Origin of the sequence: Paraburkholderia terricola (genome assembly GCF_900142195.1) — a bacterium.
Classification (GTDB): domain Bacteria; phylum Pseudomonadota; class Gammaproteobacteria; order Burkholderiales; family Burkholderiaceae; genus Paraburkholderia; species Paraburkholderia terricola.
The window spans coordinates 127463-146173 of record NZ_FRAB01000002.1 but is presented as its reverse complement, the minus strand read 5'-3'; the positions used below and the strand labels follow the sequence as shown (position 1 = coordinate 146173).

Here is an 18711-nt window from a genome sequence, read left to right as displayed (position 1 = left end):
TGCTCACGAACCAGGCTCAGGCGAGAAACTGCGCGAGCTTCTCGAGATCGACGTTGCCGCCGCTCACTACCACGCCCACGCGTTTGCCCTTCACCGGCACGACGCCGTTCAGCACCGCGGCTGCGGCGAGGCAGCCCGTCGGCTCGACCACCATCTTCATGCGCTGCGCGAAAAAACGCAGGGTCTCGATCAACTGCGCGTCGCTGACCGTTTCGATTCGCGCAACCAGTTTGCGGATGATCGCAAACGTGTAATCGCCCAGATGCGTGGAAGCGGCGCCGTCGGCGATCGTGCGCGGCGCGTCGATATGCACGATCTCACCGCGCGCGAGCGATTGCTGACCGTCGTTGCCCGCCTCGGGCTCGACGCCGATCACCGTGCACGCCGGACTCAGCGCCGCCGCCGACAACGCGCTGCCGCCGATCAGCCCGCCCCCGCCGAGGCAAACGAACAGCATGTCGAGCGGGCCGGTTTCGTCGATCAGCTCTTTCACCGCGGTGCCCTGCCCTGCGATCACATGCGGATGGTCGTATGGCGGGATCAGCGTCATGCCGCGCTCTTCGGCGAGCCGCCGGCCGATCTCCTCGCGATTCTCGGTATAGCGGTCGTAGGTGATCACCTCGCCGCCATAGCCTCGCGTCGCCGCCACCTTGGCCGCGGGTGCGTCGTGCGGCATCACGATCGTCGCCTTGATGCCCGCGAGGCGCGCCGACAGCGCGATCGCCTGCGCATGATTGCCCGACGAATACGTCAGTACGCCGGCCTTGCGTTGCTCCGCGTCGAAATGCGAAATCGCGTTGTAGGCGCCGCGAAACTTGAACGCGCCCATGCGCTGAAAGTTTTCACATTTGAAGAACACCGACGCCCCGGTGCGCTCGTTGAACGTGCTCGAAGTCAAAACGGGGGTGCGGTGAGCGACGCCTTCAAGACGCACAGCGGCGTCGAGTACGTCGTCGAAGGTGGGAGCGGGAAGCGCTTGCATCGGCGAAACTCTCCAGAGCGGTGGCGAAGCCGCCATTCTCCCAGCTTCCACAATGCTTTGGAACGTGAACCGCGCGATGATCTTTTACCTGGGCCGGCGGCGCGAAACACCGCGAGCGCGGACTCAAGGCTTCATCGCTGCAACAACTCAAAAGGCCCGCATAAAAACAAACGGCGTAACCCGGCGATCAAGCCGGCGTTACGCCGTTGGTACATTCCGTTGTTGCCGCGATCAATGACGATAGTAGCCGCGACCGTGCCCGTAATAACCACCATAACCACCGCGATAGTAGCCGCGGCCATAGTAAGGACGGCCATAGCCGTAGTACCCGCCACCCACCACCACCGCAGGGGGCGGACCGTAGACCACAGGCGGCGCATACACCACCGGCGGGGGCGGCGCGTAATAGACAGGCGGCGGTGCGGCATAGACCGGGTACGCCGGCGCGATCGGCACCCCGATGCCGATACCCACGGAAACATGCGCCTGCGCGGCGCCGACAAGCCCCGCGCCGAGCGCGGCGGCAACGACAAACGGAACGATCTTTTTCACTTCTATTCTCCTGGCGCGGCCCACTGTGGTCGCCGACTTCGCATGCCTTGCATGCTACAAAATCAATGTATCGAAAAAGATCGCATAGCGCTGTTTGCATTTGTTGCAAATTGCAATTCGCGGCAAGGAGCGGCTCTTGCGGCTTGCGTTGCCCGCAACAGGCGGGCCGCGCGGTGAGTTGCCCACCAAGGGATTGCATGTCTTCTTAACGCGCGCCGGTCTATAGCTTTTCCACCACGCCGCCCCGGCCGACCGGCAACCGGTAATCTTTGATTACAAATTAGATTCAATCCGACGCCCAAAACCCAAAATGCCCGACGCAATCGCGCCGGGCATTCCCTGGCTGTCGAGACGGCGCTGTTTCAACCGACTTTCACATAGACGAATTCGCGCGACACGCTGGGTGGAACATACGCGCCGCTGATCCGCACGCGCGGCGTAAGACGCTTTTTCTGTTCCCACCAACGGCGGCGCTGCGCATGTGTCAGGAACCGCAAGTGTTTTCGGTAAGAAAAAATGCTCATGGTGACCTCCCGAATCTGACTGCGAGACAAATACCCGGAACAACAACTGCGAAACCGGTTCATGGTCCAATCTCATGGTCCACTTTAAGCAGTTTGCGAGCCCACCGGGTGCGCGCCGCCCGATGAGCGCTCAGCCACGCCATATCGGGCGCGAACTGATCAGAGGAAAGCCGGCACGGCCATGCCGCAGGGCGGACGGATGCGCGATACTGCGGCATTCCCTTCAAACGTCCCAGTCTGGAGCAGGCACCTATGTCCCAGTCTTCTTTGCCGCGTCTCGGCTTTATCGGTGCGGGCCGCCTCGCGCGTTGTCTCGCGCTCGGTTTTTCACGCGCCGGCTATCCGGTCACCGCGGTGGCGAGCCGCACGGCGGCTTCGGCCAGCCGGCTCGCCAGTCAAATCGGGCAGTGCGCGGCGTTCGACGATCCCCAACAGGTGGTCGACGCCGCGGACATCGTCTTTTTAGCCGTTCCCGACGACAGCATCGGTACGTCAGCGCACACACTGCGGTTCGGGCCGCACGGCCAGGCGCTCGTACATTGCAGCGGCGCATCGCCGGTCGAACTGCTGACGCCGGCGCGCGATCAGGGCGCGGCGGTCGGGGGCTTTCATCCACTGTACCTGTTTGGCGGCGATCTCGCCGACCTCGACAGGATCGCCGGCTGCTCGGTCACGATCGAGGCCGACGAGCCGTTGAAGGGCTCGCTGACGGCGCTCGCCGTCGCGCTGGGCTGCCATCCGCTGTCCATTCCGGCGGGCGGCCGCATGCTGTATCACGCCGCCGCGCACTATGCCGCGAGTTTTGCGCTGTGCAGCCTCGCCGAATGCGTCGCGCTGTGGCGCACGCTGGGCTTTGCCGAAGACGACGCGCTGCGCGCGCTGCTGCCGATGCTCGCCGGCACCATTGAAACCGCACGCGACAAGGGTTTGCCCAACGCGCTCGCGGGCCCGGTGTCACGCGGCGACACGGGCGTCGTGCGCAAACAGCTCGCGCTGCTCGAAGGCTTCGGCGGCGACCATGCGGCGCTGTACGGCTTGCTGTCGCGGCGCGCGGTCGAACTCGCCCGACGCCGCGCCGCGCCGCCCGTCGCGATCGAAGCGATCGCCGAGGCCGTGGAGGAATCGCTCACCCGCTCCCTAAATGCGGCTGCGGCAGGTGCAAGCGTCAAGTAAGCCGTGATAATGTGACGTCCGGCGCCGCGCGCAATCCGCCAGCGACGCGCTTAGGAGCCGGCTTAGGACCAGCTTAGGACCGGGGTTAAGGGCAGGTTAAGGACCACGCTCAGGGACCAGGCTTCGGCATCAACAGACGAGAACCAACAATGATCAAGGTCAGCATCCTTTATCCGTACCGGGAAAACGGCCATTTCGACGTGAACTATTACTGCGTCACGCACATGCCGCTTGCGGCGAAACTGTTTGGGCGGTCGCTGAAGGGCTGGTCGGTCGACGTCGGCATCAACGCGGGGCCGCCGGGCACGCCGCCGCCGTATGTCGCGGCAGGCCACTTTCTGTTCGACAGCGCGGATGACTTCTACAAGGCGTTCAAGCCCGCTTCCGAGCAACTGGTCGCGGACATCCCCAATTACACCGATGCTGGCAACGGCACGATCCTGATCAGCGAGATCAAGGTTTCGGCTTGATGTCGAACGGCTTGGGTCGGGTCGCGACGCGCTGGTTCGACGTTGAACACGACTCGCGAGGCGCTGAATCGGAGCGCCGCGCGATTGCTTGAGAAAAGATGCTTGACGCGCCGCTCCCGCGAGAGAGCGCTTGAACCCAAATGAAACCGCCGGCGCGTCGATGGACAGCGCCGGCGCCCCGCGGCCGGTGAACGGCCGTTATTCGAAGGATAAGGACACGAGATGTTTGGCGATATCGCCCGTTTTCTACTCAATACCATCTTCACGCTGTTCGGCGCCGCCCTGCTGCTGCGCGCATGGCTGCAAGTCGTGCGCATGCCGCCCTACAACCCGGTCACGAACGCCGTGCTGCAAGCCACCAACTGGATCGTGCTGCCGCTGCGGCGCATTCTGCACAGCACGCGCAACGTCGACTGGGCGAGTATCGTCGCGGCTCTGCTTGCGGCGATCGTCTATGTGGTGCTGATGGTGGTGCTCACCGGCGCCGATCCGCTCACGCTCGCGCCGACGCTGCTGATCGTCGCCGTGCTGACGCTCGTCAAGTGGGCGCTGAATCTGATCATCTGGTTGACGATCCTGATGGCGTTGCTGTCATGGCTCAATCCGCGCTCGCCGGCCATGCCGATCCTGTATCAACTGACCGCGCCGTTTCTGAATCCGCTGCGCCGCGTGATGCCGCAACTCGGCGGCATCGACCTCTCGCCGATCCTGCTGTTCGTGATCGTGCAGGTGCTGCTGATGGTGGTGACGCGCGCGGCCGTTCAGTTGACTTACTTCGTGATCTGAAGGCGCTCGCTGCGCCAGTGAAAGCGGGCGGCGGCGCGATTTGCGCTAACCGCCTGTTCCCGAGTAAAATAGCGCGCTCTGCGGGCGTCGTATAATGGTAATACCCTAGCTTCCCAAGCTAGAGCCGTGGGTTCGATTCCCATCGCCCGCTCCAGATACTTTCCATCCCGCCTGGTGACGAACCAGATAGACAGATAGAAACCAGGCGGCCACGCGAAAGAATCTGCATCTACCGCATGTCCCGCCTGTTGCATCCTCTTGCGCTTGTCACTCAAAAAGAATCAGCGTTTTTCAGCATCTCAAACCCACTGATTCACTTCCCATAACCGGCGAGCAAACGCGGCATTGTGATACCGGCCGAGAACATAGCGAATGCCGCCGCGGCATTCTTCCACCGCATTCCCAAACGATTTTTCTCCCTCGGGATTCAACGCATATTGCGCCGGCAATAACTGATAAAGCCCGCGTGCCGAAGACCTCGGATTGCGTGATCCCACTTACGGATGGCCATGACGGTGACCAAAACGTCATCATGCCGGCGATGCCGAAGCCAGCCGCAAGCACCCTCGTCTGGACGCCGCCTTTTGGGTTGTGCTACCTTACGCGCACTTGCAACGCCCGCTCCACCTTCCTGCTAAGCCTCGAGCCTCTAGCGGAATCCAGCACGAGCCGCCTCGATGAAGGCGGCTTTTTTGTAGTGGCGGCACGAAGTCCTCACCTTGTAGCAGTCTCGACAATGATCCACGATCCAAACGACGCCGGCTTGCCCGACGAACTCACGACGCCCGCGAGCGAAACCGACGGCCAATCCGCCGGCGACACGCTGCAACAGGAAGCCCCGCACCGGCGCCGTATCCGCAGCTTTGTCACACGCGCCGGCCGCGTCTCGACCGGCCAGCGCCGCGCGATGGATGAACTCGGTCCGCGTTTCGTGGTTCCGTTCGCCCCGCAGCAACCCGACTGGAACAGCGTGTTCGGCCGTGAAGCACCGCGTGTGCTGGAAATCGGCTTCGGAATGGGCGCGACCACCGCGGAGATCGCCTCGCACCGTCCCGACGACGACTTCCTCGGCGTCGAGGTGCACGAGCCGGGCGTCGGCGCGTTGCTCAAGCTGATGGGCGAGCAGCAGTTGTCGAACATCCGCATCATTCAGCACGACGCGGTCGAAGTGCTCGAACAGATGATCGCGCCGGACAGCCTCGACGGCGCGCATATCTTCTTTCCCGATCCGTGGCACAAGGCGCGTCATCACAAGCGCCGGCTGATCCAGCCGAAATTCGTCGCCTTGCTGGTTTCGCGCCTGAAGCCTGGCGCGTATCTGCATTGCGCGACCGACTGGCAAAACTACGCCGAACAGATGCTGGAAGTGCTCAGCGCGGAGCCCGCGCTCGAGAACACCGCCGACGGCTACGCGCCGCGCCCCGAGTATCGTCCCGTGACGAAGTTCGAACGCCGCGGGCTGCGGCTCGGACACGGCGTCTGGGATCTGGTGTTCCGCAAACGCGGCGCGCTCTGATCGCTGATCGCGCCTCGCAAGCTGCAACGAAAAAGGTCCGCAAACGCGGACCTTTTTTCATGGCACTCATGGCACTCATGGCAACGGGGTTAAGACAAACTCAACTGGTCCAGCTCAACGCGCCGCTATAGCCGACCAGCAAGATCAACAACCCGAAGCCGATCCGATACCACGCGAAAGCGGTGAAGTCGTGCGCGGCGACATAGCGCAACAGCCAGCGCACGCAGGCGAACGCGCTGATGAAGGCCGCCACGAAACCGATCGCCAAGGTGCCGAGCACATCCGCGGACAGCAGTTGCCAGCCTTTGTGGAGCTCGTAACCGGTCGCGCCGAACATGATCGGAATCGCGAGGAAGAACGAGAACTCCGTGGCGACCCGCCGGTCGAGCCCGAACAGCATTCCGCCGATGATGGTCGAGCCCGAGCGCGAAGTGCCTGGAATCAGCGCGAAACATTGAGCCAGGCCCACTTTCAGCGCATCCAGCGCGGTCAGATCGTCCACGCTCTGCACGCGCGCCGCCCTCTCGCCTTGCGCGCGCTGGCGCGCTTCGGCCCACAGGATCACCACCCCGCCCGCCACCAGCGCGAACGCGACCGGCACCGGCGAAAACAGCGCGGCCTTGATGGACTTTTCCAACAGCAAACCAAGCACGATTGCCGGAATCGTCGCGATGATCACGTTCAGCGTGAAGCGGCGCGCATCGGGTCGGCTCGGCAAGCCGACCACCACACTGACGATGCGGCGGCGGAACTCCCAGCACACGGCGAGAATCGCGCCGAGCTGGATCACGACATCGAAGGTTTTCGCGTGTTCATCGGTGAAATTGAGCAGACTGCCCGCGACGATCAAGTGGCCGGTGCTCGACACCGGCAAGAACTCCGTCAACCCTTCGACGACGCCCAGAATCAGCGCCTTGCAAGCCAATAGCCAGTCCATCCGTGCCCCTCATCGCTGTATGTAGATAGTTGGAACAAGGGCCGCACGATAACGCTGCGGCCCTGACGACCGCGCGCTTGCGTCATTTCTCGACGATTTGCACACGTATGCCGTTTGTAAGGATGGTGATTGTACCGGGTTCGTAATTCACACCGGCGAATTGCAGTTGTTCGGGCTTGAAAGTGTAGATCGGATAATTGGTCAGCAACTGCGTGGCGAGCAGTCCCGCCGCGGCGTTGATCTGCTGCGTGTAGGCCTGCGCCTGTCCGGTCACGCTGACGTTGTCGACGTTCGGCGACTTCAGCACGACCGACTTGCTGGCGGCATCGTAAGCGAGTTCGCTGGAAAGCGTGAAGACGCCGTCGACCGGCTGCGGCATGAACGGACTCGCGAAGCGCGCGTCGAGCTTCACCGAGACGCGGTTCGCATCCGGCAGAAGGCCGACCACCGGATGCGTCAGCACGACATCGAACACTTGCGACACCGTGCGCTGATACGGAAACTTGCGCTGCACCGCGTCTTGCACCTGCTGCTGCGAAAACGTGTAGTGCGACGGGATGAACGGAAAGATCGATGCGGCGCAGGCTGCCAGCGACACAGTGATGCCAAGCGCGCCGCAGCCTGTCAGCGCTGCGAGCAGGAAGCGGCGCCGGGTCGGCGCAGCGGATCGGGTCATGCGAAATCTCCTTGGGGAAGCTTTTTCTGACATCGGTTGCGGCGCGCCGTTCGCGCTATCGGCGTGCCGACGCTTGCGCTTGCGGCTGAGTTTGCGTTTCGAGCCGGGTTAGCCACGCGAGTGCTTCGTCGCGGTTCGCGCCACACATTTCCGTCTGCGGTTGCAGGCCCGAACAGCAGGCCGGCCGCTCCGGCTGCCCGAAGATCGCGCAGCGCAAATCGTCACCGAGTTGCACGCAGCGCACGCCCGCCGGCTTGCCGTTCGGCATGCCCGGAATCGGACTCGAAATCGACGGCGCGATACAGCACGCGCCGCAATCGGGTCGGCAGGCGTGACCCGCCACATGGAACGGGGAGTCGCGCTTCGCAACGGTGTTTGGCACATCTTTCACGGCATTTTTCCTGACGCTCGACAACACGCAATGCATAAGCAGAACCGCATTGTGCCATCGCATTCCGTGCGGGCTTTTGCATAATTGCGCGCGTATGGCATCCGCTTCACCGATACGTTCGAGCCTGAACGGGAACGCTTGCGTGAAGGCTTCGCGCGAACCCAAAGCGGCCGGCTTGCCCGTCGCCGGATTTTCGGCCATAATCTGCGTCTTCGCCGCGCGCCATGTTCCAGCGCGTGCGCTGCAAGATCTGCCCAGGTGGTGAAATTGGTAGACGCAGGGGACTCAAAATCCCCCGCCGCAAGGCGTGCCGGTTCGATTCCGGCCCTGGGCACCAAACAAAATCCAAGCGTTAGCGTCCCCGCTACCGTTCAGTACCCACTCCCGCGAAATCCCCTCCACTCGCGGAAAAATTCCCCAAGCTTGTCACACCGCCACACGTCGATGCTCAACGCGTTCGTCGGCAATCGCAATCAGCTTCTGATCGAGCGTTCGAAACCGCAAGAAGTCCCACCGCGGGTTTAACTCTAGAAACTTTATTCCCGCCGCGCCGATAACGCGGACAGGAACCGTTTGCCAGTCAGTCCGCCGGCAAATCGGCCGCGCTGGTTTCGGGTGCCGCATTGCGCGGCGCCGCGGCGCGAACTTCACCAACCTCGATGAAGAAGGCGCAGATGCGAAAGCTCCGTTTTACGCAGAAGTTATGGCTGCCGCTGCTGATCAGTCTCGTTGCGTTGCTGGCGGTATCGGTATTCGCCGCCTGGCAATCGCGCGAGACCCGCATCGAGGAGCGCAAGCACGATCTCATGAACGTCGGGCAGGTCGGCGTGAGTATCGTCAAGGAATATGCGGCGCTGGCGCAAGGCGGAGCGATGTCCGAAGCGGACGCGCAAAAGCAGGCGCTCACCCGGCTGCGCGAGATCCGCTATGGCGAGGACGGCTATTTCCTCGTGATCAACTCGAAGCCGCGGATGGTCATGCACCCCATCAAGCCGGCGCTCGAAGGCCGCGACCTCGCCGCAACGGCCGATGCCGACGGCCGTCACCATTACGTGAGCTTCGCCTCGGTGGCGCAGGCGCCCGAAGGCGGCTTCGTGGATTACGTGTTTCCGCACCCGAACGTGACGCCGGTGAAGGCGGTCGCCAAGATCGGCTACGTGCTGCGCTACGCGCCGTGGGACTGGATCATCGCGACGGGCGCCTACGTCGACGACATCGACGCCGCTTTCATGCGCTCGCTGTGGATGCTGGGCGCGATCTTCGTCGGGATCTCCCTGCTGCTGGTGGCGCTCGTCACCGTGACGAACCGCAGCATCCTCCGCACGATCGGCGGCGATCCGGCCTACGCGGCGGAGGTCGCCGAGGCGATCGCGTCCGGCGACCTGACCGTTGCGATCGCCACGCGCAGCGGCGACACGTCGAGCCTGCTGCACGTGATGCAGCGCATGCGCGACGCGCTCACCGGCACGATCCGCCAGATCAAGCGCGCCTCCGACAACGTCGCGTGCGGCGCGAACGAAATCGCGAACGGCAACGCGGACCTGTCGGCGCGCACGGAGAACCAGGCGGCGTCGTTGCAGGAAACGGCTTCGAGCATGGAGCAGATGACCGCGATGGTCCGGCAGACCGCGGAGCACGCGCGCACCGCCAGCGAACTCGCGGCCAACGCGGCGCACATCGCCAACCGGGGCGGCGACATGATCACCGAGGCCGTCGGCGCGATGAAGGACATTTCGAGCGAATCGGGGCGCATGGTCGAGATCATCGCGACGATCGAAGGCATCGCATTCCAGACCAATATCCTCGCGCTCAACGCGGCCGTCGAAGCGGCGCGCGCGGGCGAGCAGGGCCGTGGATTCGCGGTCGTCGCGAGCGAGGTCCGCAGTCTCGCGCAACGCAGCGCGACCGCGGCGAAGGAAATCCGCGAGCTGATCAGCCATGCGGTGGAACGCGTCGGCAGCGGCGCGACGCTGGTCGAAAGCACCGGCTCGACGATCGACGACGCGCGAGACGCGATCCTGCGGGTGACCGGCGTGGTGCAGGAGATCGCGGCGGCGGCGGCCGAGCAGAGCGCGGGCATCGATCAGGTCAATCTCGCGGTCACGCAGATGGACAGCATGACCCAGCAGAACGCGGCGCTCGTCGAAGAAGCGGCGGCCGCGGCGCAGTCGCTGAAGGAGCAGGCGCTGCATCTGCAGCACACGGCCGCGGCCTTCCGGCTCGATACGCGCGACGTCGGCGAGGAAGCCGGGAGCGAACCCCAGGCAGTGTCGCGTCGCGCGCGCGAGCCGGCGTTCGCGTGAGCGCCGGCTGCGCGGCGCGCAGGTCGTTCGCGGATCGGCTTCGTTCCACGCGGAGGCGGCAAGCCATCATGCGAATTCAAAGCGGCACGCCCTCCGAATCCGCTATGTCAGCGCGCAAATAAAAACCGCTCCCGCAGCCATTTCAGCGGCATGCGTGGAGCGGCTTGGATCGCGCGACGCCTGCGCCGACGTGAGAGCGCAACACTCGCCGCCCCCACCGCCGCGGGCTTTATCGCTCGGCCATTCGCGCGCCGACAAGCATCGCCGCGCGCCGGCGCTTGAACACATAGCCGCCCCACATCACGACCAGCCACGCGGGCACGAGCCACACCGCGGCCGACAGGCCCGGCGTCATCGCCAGAATCACGAGGATCATCGCCATGAAGGCGAGGCAGATCCAGTTGCTGACCGGAAACCAGAACGACTTGAAGACGAGCGTCTCGCCCGCCGCCATCATCGCCTTGCGCGACTTCAGATGCGTCAGGCTGATCAACGCCCAGTTCAGCACCAGTGCGGCCACCACCAGCGCCATCAGCAGGCCGAGCGCTTCGGCGGGAATCAGATAGTTGAGGATCACGCAGGTGAAGGTGGCGAGCGCCGACAAACCGATCGCCATATACGGCACGCCACGCCGGTCGACCTTCATGAGCATACGCGGCGCGTTGCCCTGCTCCGCGAGACCGTAGAGCATGCGGCTATTCGCATACACGCCGCTGTTGTACACGGACAGCGCCGCCGTCAACACGACGACGTTGAGGACGTTCGCGGTCAGTGTCGAGCCGATCTGCGAGAAGATCATGACGAACGGGCTGCCGCCGGCCGCGACCTGGTTCCACGGATATAGCGAGAGCAGCACTGTCAGCGAGCAGATGTAGAAAATCAGAATCCGGTAGATCACCTGATTCACGGCCTTCGGAATGCTCTTCTGCGGATCGGCGGCTTCGGCCGCCGTGATGCCGATCAGTTCGAGCCCGCCGAACGAGAACATGATGACGGCCAGCATCATGAAGAGGCCTTGAAACCCATGCGGGAAAAAGCCGCCGTGGCTCCAGAGATTGGTGAGCGAGGCTTGCGGGCCGCCGCGTCCGCTGATGAGCAGATAGCCGCCGAATACGATCATGCCGATCACCGCCACGACCTTGACGATCGAAAACCAGAACTCGGTTTCGCCGTAGGCTTTGACGTTGGCGAGATTGATCGCGTTGATCAGCGCGAAGCACACCAGCGCCGACACCCACGTCGGCACACCGGGCCACCAGTAATGGACATAGGTGCCGACCGCGGTCAGCTCGGCCATGCTCACGAGCACGTACAGCACCCAGTAGTTCCAGCCGGACAGAAAGCCGGGAAAGTCGCCCCAGTACTTGTACGCGAAGTGGCTGAACGAACCGGCAACCGGTTCCTGCGCGACCATCTCGCCCAACTGCCGCATGATCATGAAGGCGATGACGCCGCCGATCGCATAGCCGAGAATCATCGACGGGCCGGCTGCCTGAAGCACGCTGGCCGAGCCGAGAAACAGGCCGGTGCCGATCGCTCCACCCAGCGCGATCAACTGGATGTGGCGATTCTTGAGCCCGCGCTTCAGGCCGTCCTGCTGTTGTGCACTATTCAAATTGCGCCCCAGTGTATGGATTTCGATCACCCGGACAGACTCGTGGTCCGTCCCGGCAGAACCAAAAATTTTACCGTGACCGAAAGGGCCTAAATACTGGGAGCAACCCGCGCCTGGTTCCGCACCTTATTGACGTGCAACGATATTGATTGACACCGCGAGCCGCTTCGGTATGTTGCGCTAGTCGAGGTTTCAGCCTTCGGAGATTCAACATGTCGCCCAAACGCCTGCTCCGCGCCGCTGTTTTGTGTCTCTGTTTCGCTGGCGCGGGTGCGCTCGCGCAAAGCACGGCGCCTGCGGCGTCACTCATCATGGCACCCGAGGCTAGGCCGGCCAGCGCACCGGGCACGGCAGTTCCGGATCAAGCGGCGCCCACCGCAGCATCTGCGCCGGCGGCGACCGACGCGCCAACCGCGGCGCCCGCCACGCCTTTCGCCACAGTCCCAACGCCGTCCGCCGCGCCGATGACCGGCCCCGTGCGCAATGTGGTGCTGGTGCACGGCGCTTTCGTCGACGGCTCGAGCTGGAACGGCGTCGTCGCGAAACTGCAGCAGAAGGGTTATCACGTGAGCTCGGTGCAAAACCCGCTCACCTCGCTCGCCGACGATGTCGCCGCCACGCGCCGCGTCCTCGCGCGCCAGGACGGTCCGACCATGTTGGTCGGACATTCATGGGGCGGCGTCGTGATTACCGAAGCGGGCGCGAATGCGCCGAACGTCGCCGGCCTCGTGTATGTCGCGGCGATCGCGCCGGACTTGCACGAGTCGACCGCCGATCTGATGAAGCGCGCCGCGCCGATGCCGGCAGGCAAAGGCATCACCACGGACGCGAGCGGCTTTCTCTGGCTCGACCGCGCGAAATACCGCGCCGACTTTGCCGCCGATGTGCCCGAAAACCTGACGCGCGTGCTCTCCGCCGCGCAGCAGCCGATCGCCGCGAAGGCGTTCGGCGAAACGGTCAGCCAGGTGGCGTGGAAGGAGAAGCCGTCGTGGTACGTGTTGACCACGAAGGACCGCGCGGTATCGCCGGACGTCGAAAAATTCATGGCCGAGCGGATGGGCGCCAAAGTCGTGCCGATGGCGTCGAGCCACCTCGCACCCGTGTCGCATGCGGGTGCGATCGCCGACGTGATCGATCGCGCGGCGCGGGAGTTGAGCCGGCAGCAATAGCCGGCCGATAGCGAAGGATTAATCTGGCGGCAGAAATCGGTGGTTGCGAGGGCTCGGGCAAAACAACCGACCGTTGCCCGCCTAGCGCAGCATGAACGACATCGCCGACAAACAATTCAGCATCCTCACCGCATCTTCCGCCGACGCCGCATCAAAACGCAGCGTGACGGCATCGACACGCGTGAGCGTCGGCCATTGGCAAAACAGATCAGCGAGCGCGGTGGTTTGCACACGCAGTTCACACTCGACGGGTTTCGCCCCGGCGCGCGTGGCGTGCGGCGCATGACCCTCGGCGAGATGCTGCCGCACCACTTCGCGCGCGGCCGTTCCGATCGCATCGCGCGCGTAGGCCGGGCTTTGCGTGACGCCGCTGGCATGCCCCGTCGCGCTCTTCGTCACGACGAAGCGCGCGCCCGGAAAACGCGGCGCGGTTTCCTCGGCAAAAACGTCGTCGCCGGATAAAAGCGCCACACGCGCGCCGTATTCTTCGGCCAGCGCGCCATACAAACCCGCCTCGCCCACTTCGACGCCGTTCAGCGAAACCCGCGCGAACGCGAAGCTGTTGATCGTATGCGCAAGGATGCCGCGCGTTTGCGACTTTGCGTGATAGCCGATCATGAACACGAGCGCCGCGCCGTATTCGAGCCCGGCCATCATGCCGAGCGTGCGCGGCTTGCCGAGCACCACCTGGGCGCGTGCGTCGAGCAGATCGGGCAGCAGGTTGCGAAAGCCGCCGTGCGAATCGTTGACCCATACCTGGGTCGCGCCGCCGGCGAATGCGCCTTCGATTGCGGCGTTGGCTTCGAGCGTCATCCAGCGGCGCGCGGCTTCGTATTCGCCGTTGCCCGCGCGCGTTTGCTCGGGATGGAACACGCCGGCCACGCCTTCTATGTCGGCGGAAATGAGGACTTTCATCGGTAAGATTGCTTGAGGAGTTGAGCGAGGTCGGGGACGCTGTCGTGCAGCGAGAGCCGCTTGCGGCCGTCGCGGCCCGTCACGGAAGTGGCGCGCCATAAGGCATCGACGATTGCCTGCTCGACGCTGTCCGCGCAAGCCTGGAACAGTGGATCGAGGCACGCGTCGGCGAGTAACGGCGGCAGCGTGACGAAGTCGGCATCATGCGGCACGGTATAGGCGGTTGAAAACGCCAGCGCGATGTCGCCGCTGCCGTGACCGTAGACGGAGCCGGTTCGCGCAAGACCGGCTGCGGCGCGCAACGACAGACGCTTGAGTTGCCGCGCGTCGAGCGGTGCATCGGTGGCGACGATCATGATGATCGAGCCTTGCTCGGGTTTTGCTATCGGCGCTGTCGCGGCGTTCGTGTTCGCGGCGCAGCCGGCGCCGGCCGCATCGACGGCATCGGCGGCTTTCGCCGCGCGCTCCGCCAGCACACGACCAAGCGGCGCACCGTCGATCGTCAGCATCGGCAACCGGCCGAAGTTCGCCAGCACGAGCGCGCCGACCGTATGCCGTTGACCGGCCACCTCGATCACGCGCGATGCGTTGCCGATTCCGCCCTTCAGATCGAAGCACGACATGCCCCGCCCCGCGCCGACCGAGCCGCTCACGACATGTGTGCTTGCGGCATCGAATGCGTCGTCGAAATGCCGTTCGTTGACGGCCAGCGCCTGGATATCGTTCAGGTATCCGTCGTTGCATTCGAACACCAGCGGATTGACCGTCGGCCACTCGCGCCCGATTCGCGGATTGGCCTTGATCGCCGCGCGAATCTGCGCCTGCGCGAGCGCCGCGACGCCGAAGGTATTGGTCAACGCAATCGGCGTTTCGAGCACGCCGAGTTCCTCGACCTGCACAAGCCCGATGCTTTTGCCAAAGCCGTTGACCACCGACGCCGCCGCGGGCACCTTGTGCAGAAACGGATCGCCGCGATGCGGACGAATCACGGTCACGCCGGTTTGCACGGCGCCTTCGTCGAGCGTGCGGTGACCGACCGTGACGCCATCGACATCGGCGATCGTGCCAAGCGGACCGCTCGTCAATACGCCGATATGCGGCGCGCCTTCGCCCACGTTTCCGCCCACGTTTTCACCCACACTCATGCCCGATCCAGCTTCGGATCGAGCGCGTCGCGCAAGCCGTCGCCGAGCAGGTTGAACGCCAGCACCGTCAGGAAAATCGCGAGACTCGGAAACAGCGCGATATGCGGCGCGGTCACCATATCGGCGCGCGCTTCGTTGAGCATCGCGCCCCACTCGGGCGTCGGCGGCTGCGCGCCGAGTCCGAGAAACGACAGGCTCGCCGCCGTGATGATCGAGGTGCCGATGCGCATGGTGAAGTACACCACCACCGACGAAATCGTCCCCGGCAAGATGTGACGCACGATGATCGTCCAGTCCGACGCGCCGATGCTGCGCGCCGCCTCGATATACGTGAGCTGCTTGAGCATCAGCGTATTGCCGCGCACGAGCCGCGCGAACGCGGGAATGCTGAAGATCGCCACCGCGCAGATCACGTTGATCATGCCGTTGCCGAGAATCGCCACCACGCCGATCGCCAGCAGTATGCCGGGGAACGCGAACAGCACGTCGGCCACGCGCATCGTGATGCGATCCCACCAGCCTTCGTAGTAACCGGCCAGCAGCCCGAAGAACGTGCCGATCACCGCACCGATCGCCACCGACAAAAAGCCGGCTTCGAGCGAGATGCGCGAGCCCGCCAGAATGCGGCTGAAAATATCGCGGCCCAGCGAATCGACGCCGAACCAGTGCGCCGCGGAAGGACCCGCGTTCAACGCGTCGTAGTCGAAGAAATTTTCCGGGTCGTACGGCACGATGTGCGGCGCCGCGAGCGCGACCACGATCAGCAGCAATACGAAGATGCCCGCGGCGAGCGCCACGCGCTGCTTACGGAATTTGCGCCAGAACTCGCTCCACGGCGTGCGGATCGCGCGTTCTTCGTTGACGGACTTGGCCGCATTCGGCTCGGTGGCTGTCGTGCTCATGCGGGCCTCACTTGAAACGGATGGTCGGATTGATCACGGCGTACAGCACGTCCACGATCAGGTTGATGATGATGAATTCGAGCGAGAACAACAGCACCTCGGCCTGAATCACCGGGTAGTCGCGCATCGACACGGCGTCGACCAGCAGGCGTCCGAGGCCCGGCCAGTTGAACACGACTTCGACCACGATCGAGCCGCCCAGCAGAAAGCCGAATTGCAAACCCATCATCGTGATCACGGGAATCATCGCGTTGCGCAGGCAGTGCTTGACGATCACGAGCCGCTCGGGCACGCCCTTGGCGCGCGCGGTCCGCACGAAGTCCTCGTTCATCACTTCGACGAACGACGCGCGCGTGAAGCGCGCCATCACCGCCGCGACGGCCGCGCCCAGCGTGAGCGAGGGCAGCACGTAGCTCTGCCACGAACCGTCGCCGACGATAGGCAGCCAGCCGAGCTTCACCGAAAAGATTTCCATCAGCAGCATGCCGAGCGCGAAAGCGGGAAACGAAATACCCGAGACCGCGAGCGTCATGCCGAGCCGATCGGGCCAGCGGTTGCGCCACACCGCCGAGACGATGCCGATGGCCATGCCCAGCACGACCGCCCACACCATGCTGGCGAGCGTGAGCCACAGCGTCGGCATGAAACGCTCGGCGATTTCCTGGCTCACCGGCCGCTTGCTGCGCGTGGAGGTGCCGAAGTCGCCTTGCGCGATCCTCGCGAAGAAGTGGGCGAACTGCTGCGGCATCGGCTTGTCGAGGCCGAGGTCGGCGCGCACCAGCGCGACGGTCGCCTCGTCCGCGTCGGGACCGGCGGCGAGCCGCGCCGGGTCGCCGGGCAACAGATGCACGAACAGGAACACCAGCACGGCGACGATGAAGAGCGTCGGCAGCAGGCCAAAGAGACGTTTGACGATGAAGTTCAGCATGAAACCCAATCCGGCAATGATGCGGGCAACGAGAAATCGTTCTGTGCGACGGGCCGCCGTTCGTCCAGCGTTCCGGTGTATTTCAGCGAATACGCCGGAGCGGAACGGTCAGCCCATCGCGCGAATCACTTGATCGCGATCTCGTCGAAATTGAACGAGCCGTCCGGCGCGACATACGCACCCGACAGACGCTTGCTGCGCGCGTACACGACCTTTTCCTTCACGAGGAAAATCCACGGCGCGTCGGCCCAGATGCGCTTTTGCGCATCCGCGTAAAGCGACGTCTTTTGCGCGCGGTCGGTGGTTTCGAGCGCCTGCTTCAGATCGCTGTCGACAGCGTCGTTCTTGTAGTACGCGACGTTCATCATCTTCGGCGGGAACGAGACCGAGCCGAGCAGCGGCGTGATCGCCCAATCCGCTTCGCCCGTCGACGACGACCAGCCCATGTAGTACATCCGCACCGGCGCCGTGACCGGGTCTTGCGCGCTCTCCACCCGCGCCACGCGCTGGCCCGCCTCGAGCGCCTCGATCTGCGCCTTCACGCCGACTTGCGCCAGTTGCTGCTGCACGAACTGGATCACCTTCTGCGCGGTCGAGTAGTTATAGGCCGACCACAGCGTGGTTTCGAAACCGTTCGGATAGCCCGCTTCCTTCAGCAGCGCGCGCGCCTTGGCCGGGTCATAAGGCCAGGGTCCGAGCTTCGTCGCGTAATCGACGCCTTCCGGCACCACGCCGTCGGACGGCGTCGCATAGCCGGCGAACACGACCTTCGTCAGCGCTTCCTTGTTGATCGCGTAGTTCAGCGCTTCCCGCACCTTCGGGTTGTCGAACGGCTTCTGGTTCACGTTCAGGCTGATGTAGCGCTGAATGATCGAGGGCGACGCGATCAGATCGACCTTCGGGCTCGACTGCAATTGCGCGGCCTGTTCGAACGGCACCTGGAAGGCGAAATCCGCTTCGCCGGTGCGCATCAGCGCGGCGCGCGTGTTGTTGTCGACCACCGGCTTCCAGTCGATCGCGTCGATCTTCGGGTAGCCCTTCTTCCAGTAGCCGGCGAACTTCTTCACCGTCAGATCGCCCGCCGGGTCCCACTTCACGAATTCGAACGGACCCGTGCCGACCGGATGGAACGCGACGTCCTTGCCGTACTTCTTCAGCGCGTCCGGCGAGATCATCACCGCCGACGGATGCGCCAGCACGTTCACGAATGCCGAGAACGGCGCCTTCAGGGTGATCTTCACCGTGTACGGATCGACCACTTCGGTCTTCTCGATACGGTTGAACATGTTGTAGCGCTTGAGCTTGTTCGCCGGATCGATCACGCGGTCGAAGTTCGCTTTCACCGCGGCGGCGTTGAAGTCGGTGCCGTCCTGGAACTTCACGCCCTGGCGCAGCTTGATCGTGTAGACGCGCGCATCCGGGCTCGCCGTGTAGCTGTCGGCGAGCACGTTGACGAGCTTCATGTCCTTGTCGAAGCCGAACATGCCCTGATAGAACGACTTGGCGACGGCTTGCGAGAGCGTGTCGTTGGAGTCGTACGGATCGAGCGTCGTGAAGGTGGAGGCGACGGCCATCACAGCCGTGGTATCGGCGTGCGCCGCGTTGCCCGCGAGCATCGCGAACACCACCGCGCCGCCGCTGACCAGCGCGCGCAAACGAAACGGAGAAGACGGGACCAGCAGGTTCATGAGTTGGCTCCAGGCTGCGAAATGAAACAGGTTGAGGTG

Annotated in this window: 18 protein-coding genes and 2 tRNA genes; 8 read left to right on the top strand and 12 right to left on the bottom strand. The window is 64.1% G+C overall.

Going from position 1 to position 18711, the window contains the following annotated elements; genetic code table 11:
• Nucleotides 1–16: 16 nt before the first annotated feature.
• From BUE39_RS02480 to BUE39_RS35080, 3 genes are all read right to left on the bottom strand, one after another.
• Nucleotides 17–982 carry a threo-3-hydroxy-L-aspartate ammonia-lyase gene (locus tag BUE39_RS02480; protein WP_073427068.1) on the bottom strand — a complete coding sequence of 322 codons (966 nt, stop codon included), beginning with the start codon at nt 980–982 and terminating at the stop codon, nt 17–19.
• 231 nt (nt 983–1213) lie between these two features.
• Nucleotides 1214–1534, bottom strand: a complete 321-nt coding sequence (locus BUE39_RS02475) for a hypothetical protein (protein ID WP_073427067.1) — start codon at nt 1532–1534, stop codon at nt 1214–1216.
• A 362-nt stretch (nt 1535–1896) separates the two neighbouring features.
• Nucleotides 1897–2058, bottom strand: a complete 162-nt coding sequence (locus tag BUE39_RS35080) for a hypothetical protein (protein WP_167363262.1) — start codon at nt 2056–2058, stop codon at nt 1897–1899.
• A 252-nt stretch (nt 2059–2310) separates the two neighbouring features.
• Between BUE39_RS35080 and BUE39_RS02470 the strand changes: the two genes are divergently transcribed.
• The 5 genes from BUE39_RS02470 (at nt 2311) to trmB (ending at nt 6003) form a co-directional block, all read left to right on the top strand.
• The gene (locus BUE39_RS02470; protein ID WP_073427066.1) at nt 2311–3231 is read left to right on the top strand and encodes a Rossmann-like and DUF2520 domain-containing protein; all 921 of its coding nucleotides are present in this window, start codon (nt 2311–2313) and stop codon (nt 3229–3231) included.
• Nucleotides 3232–3380: 149 nt separating this feature from the next.
• The gene (locus tag BUE39_RS02465) at nt 3381–3701 is read left to right on the top strand and encodes an EthD family reductase (protein ID WP_073427065.1); all 321 of its coding nucleotides are present in this window, start codon (nt 3381–3383) and stop codon (nt 3699–3701) included.
• A 222-nt stretch (nt 3702–3923) separates the two neighbouring features.
• Nucleotides 3924–4487: a YggT family protein gene (locus BUE39_RS02460; RefSeq protein WP_073427064.1), complete on the top strand. Its 564-nt coding sequence runs from the start codon at nt 3924–3926 to the stop codon at nt 4485–4487.
• An 80-nt stretch (nt 4488–4567) separates the two neighbouring features.
• Nucleotides 4568–4641, top strand: a tRNA-Gly gene (locus BUE39_RS02455).
• A gap of 582 nt (nt 4642–5223) precedes the next feature.
• Nucleotides 5224–6003 (top strand): tRNA (guanosine(46)-N7)-methyltransferase TrmB, encoded by a 780-nt coding sequence (gene trmB / locus BUE39_RS02445; protein WP_073427063.1) that lies wholly within the window; start codon nt 5224–5226, stop codon nt 6001–6003.
• A gap of 100 nt (nt 6004–6103) precedes the next feature.
• On the opposite strand, the gene BUE39_RS02440 is transcribed toward trmB, so the two are convergent.
• The 3 genes from BUE39_RS02440 to BUE39_RS33700 all read right to left on the bottom strand — a co-directional run bounded on the left by BUE39_RS02440 (nt 6104) and on the right by BUE39_RS33700 (nt 8007).
• Nucleotides 6104–6940 (bottom strand): undecaprenyl-diphosphate phosphatase, encoded by an 837-nt coding sequence (locus tag BUE39_RS02440; RefSeq protein WP_073427062.1) that lies wholly within the window; start codon nt 6938–6940, stop codon nt 6104–6106.
• An 82-nt stretch (nt 6941–7022) separates the two neighbouring features.
• On the bottom strand, nt 7023–7616 hold the full coding sequence (locus BUE39_RS02435) for a DUF1439 domain-containing protein (protein ID WP_073427061.1): 594 nt from the start codon (nt 7614–7616) through the stop codon (nt 7023–7025).
• A gap of 55 nt (nt 7617–7671) precedes the next feature.
• Nucleotides 7672–8007, bottom strand: coding sequence for a YkgJ family cysteine cluster protein (locus BUE39_RS33700; protein ID WP_084561348.1), 336 nt, complete (start codon nt 8005–8007; stop codon nt 7672–7674).
• Between the two features lie 252 nt (nt 8008–8259).
• Between BUE39_RS33700 and BUE39_RS02425 the strand changes: the two genes are divergently transcribed.
• Both BUE39_RS02425 and BUE39_RS02420 read left to right on the top strand, forming a co-directional pair.
• Nucleotides 8260–8344 (top strand) — tRNA-Leu (locus tag BUE39_RS02425).
• Between the two features lie 337 nt (nt 8345–8681).
• A complete protein-coding gene (locus BUE39_RS02420) occupies nt 8682–10310 on the top strand; it encodes a methyl-accepting chemotaxis protein (RefSeq protein WP_073427230.1) in 1629 nt (542 codons plus the stop codon).
• Between the two features lie 229 nt (nt 10311–10539).
• On the opposite strand, the gene BUE39_RS02415 is transcribed toward BUE39_RS02420, so the two are convergent.
• Nucleotides 10540–11925: an amino acid permease gene (locus BUE39_RS02415; RefSeq protein WP_073427229.1), complete on the bottom strand. Its 1386-nt coding sequence runs from the start codon at nt 11923–11925 to the stop codon at nt 10540–10542.
• 212 nt (nt 11926–12137) lie between these two features.
• On the opposite strand from BUE39_RS02415, the gene BUE39_RS02410 reads away from it, so the two are divergent.
• On the top strand, nt 12138–13094 hold the full coding sequence (locus BUE39_RS02410) for an alpha/beta fold hydrolase (RefSeq protein ID WP_073427059.1): 957 nt from the start codon (nt 12138–12140) through the stop codon (nt 13092–13094).
• Between the two features lie 81 nt (nt 13095–13175).
• On the opposite strand, the gene BUE39_RS02405 is transcribed toward BUE39_RS02410, so the two are convergent.
• From BUE39_RS02405 to gsiB, 5 genes are all read right to left on the bottom strand, one after another.
• A complete protein-coding gene (locus BUE39_RS02405) occupies nt 13176–14009 on the bottom strand; it encodes a M55 family metallopeptidase (protein WP_073427058.1) in 834 nt (277 codons plus the stop codon).
• The gene (locus tag BUE39_RS02400; protein ID WP_073427057.1) at nt 14006–15154 is read right to left on the bottom strand and encodes a DmpA family aminopeptidase; all 1149 of its coding nucleotides are present in this window, start codon (nt 15152–15154) and stop codon (nt 14006–14008) included. Before BUE39_RS02400 ends, BUE39_RS02405 begins: the two co-directional genes overlap by 4 nt.
• Nucleotides 15151–16056, bottom strand: a complete 906-nt coding sequence (gene gsiD, locus BUE39_RS02395) for a glutathione ABC transporter permease GsiD (RefSeq protein WP_073427056.1) — start codon at nt 16054–16056, stop codon at nt 15151–15153. The genes BUE39_RS02400 and gsiD overlap by 4 nt, the downstream gene beginning before the upstream one ends.
• Nucleotides 16057–16063: 7 nt before the next feature.
• Nucleotides 16064–16984: a glutathione ABC transporter permease GsiC gene (gene gsiC, locus BUE39_RS02390; protein ID WP_073427228.1), complete on the bottom strand. Its 921-nt coding sequence runs from the start codon at nt 16982–16984 to the stop codon at nt 16064–16066.
• 125 nt (nt 16985–17109) lie between these two features.
• Nucleotides 17110–18672, bottom strand: a complete 1563-nt coding sequence (gene gsiB, locus BUE39_RS02385; protein WP_073427055.1) for a glutathione ABC transporter substrate-binding protein GsiB — start codon at nt 18670–18672, stop codon at nt 17110–17112.
• Nucleotides 18673–18711 lie beyond the last annotated feature (39 nt).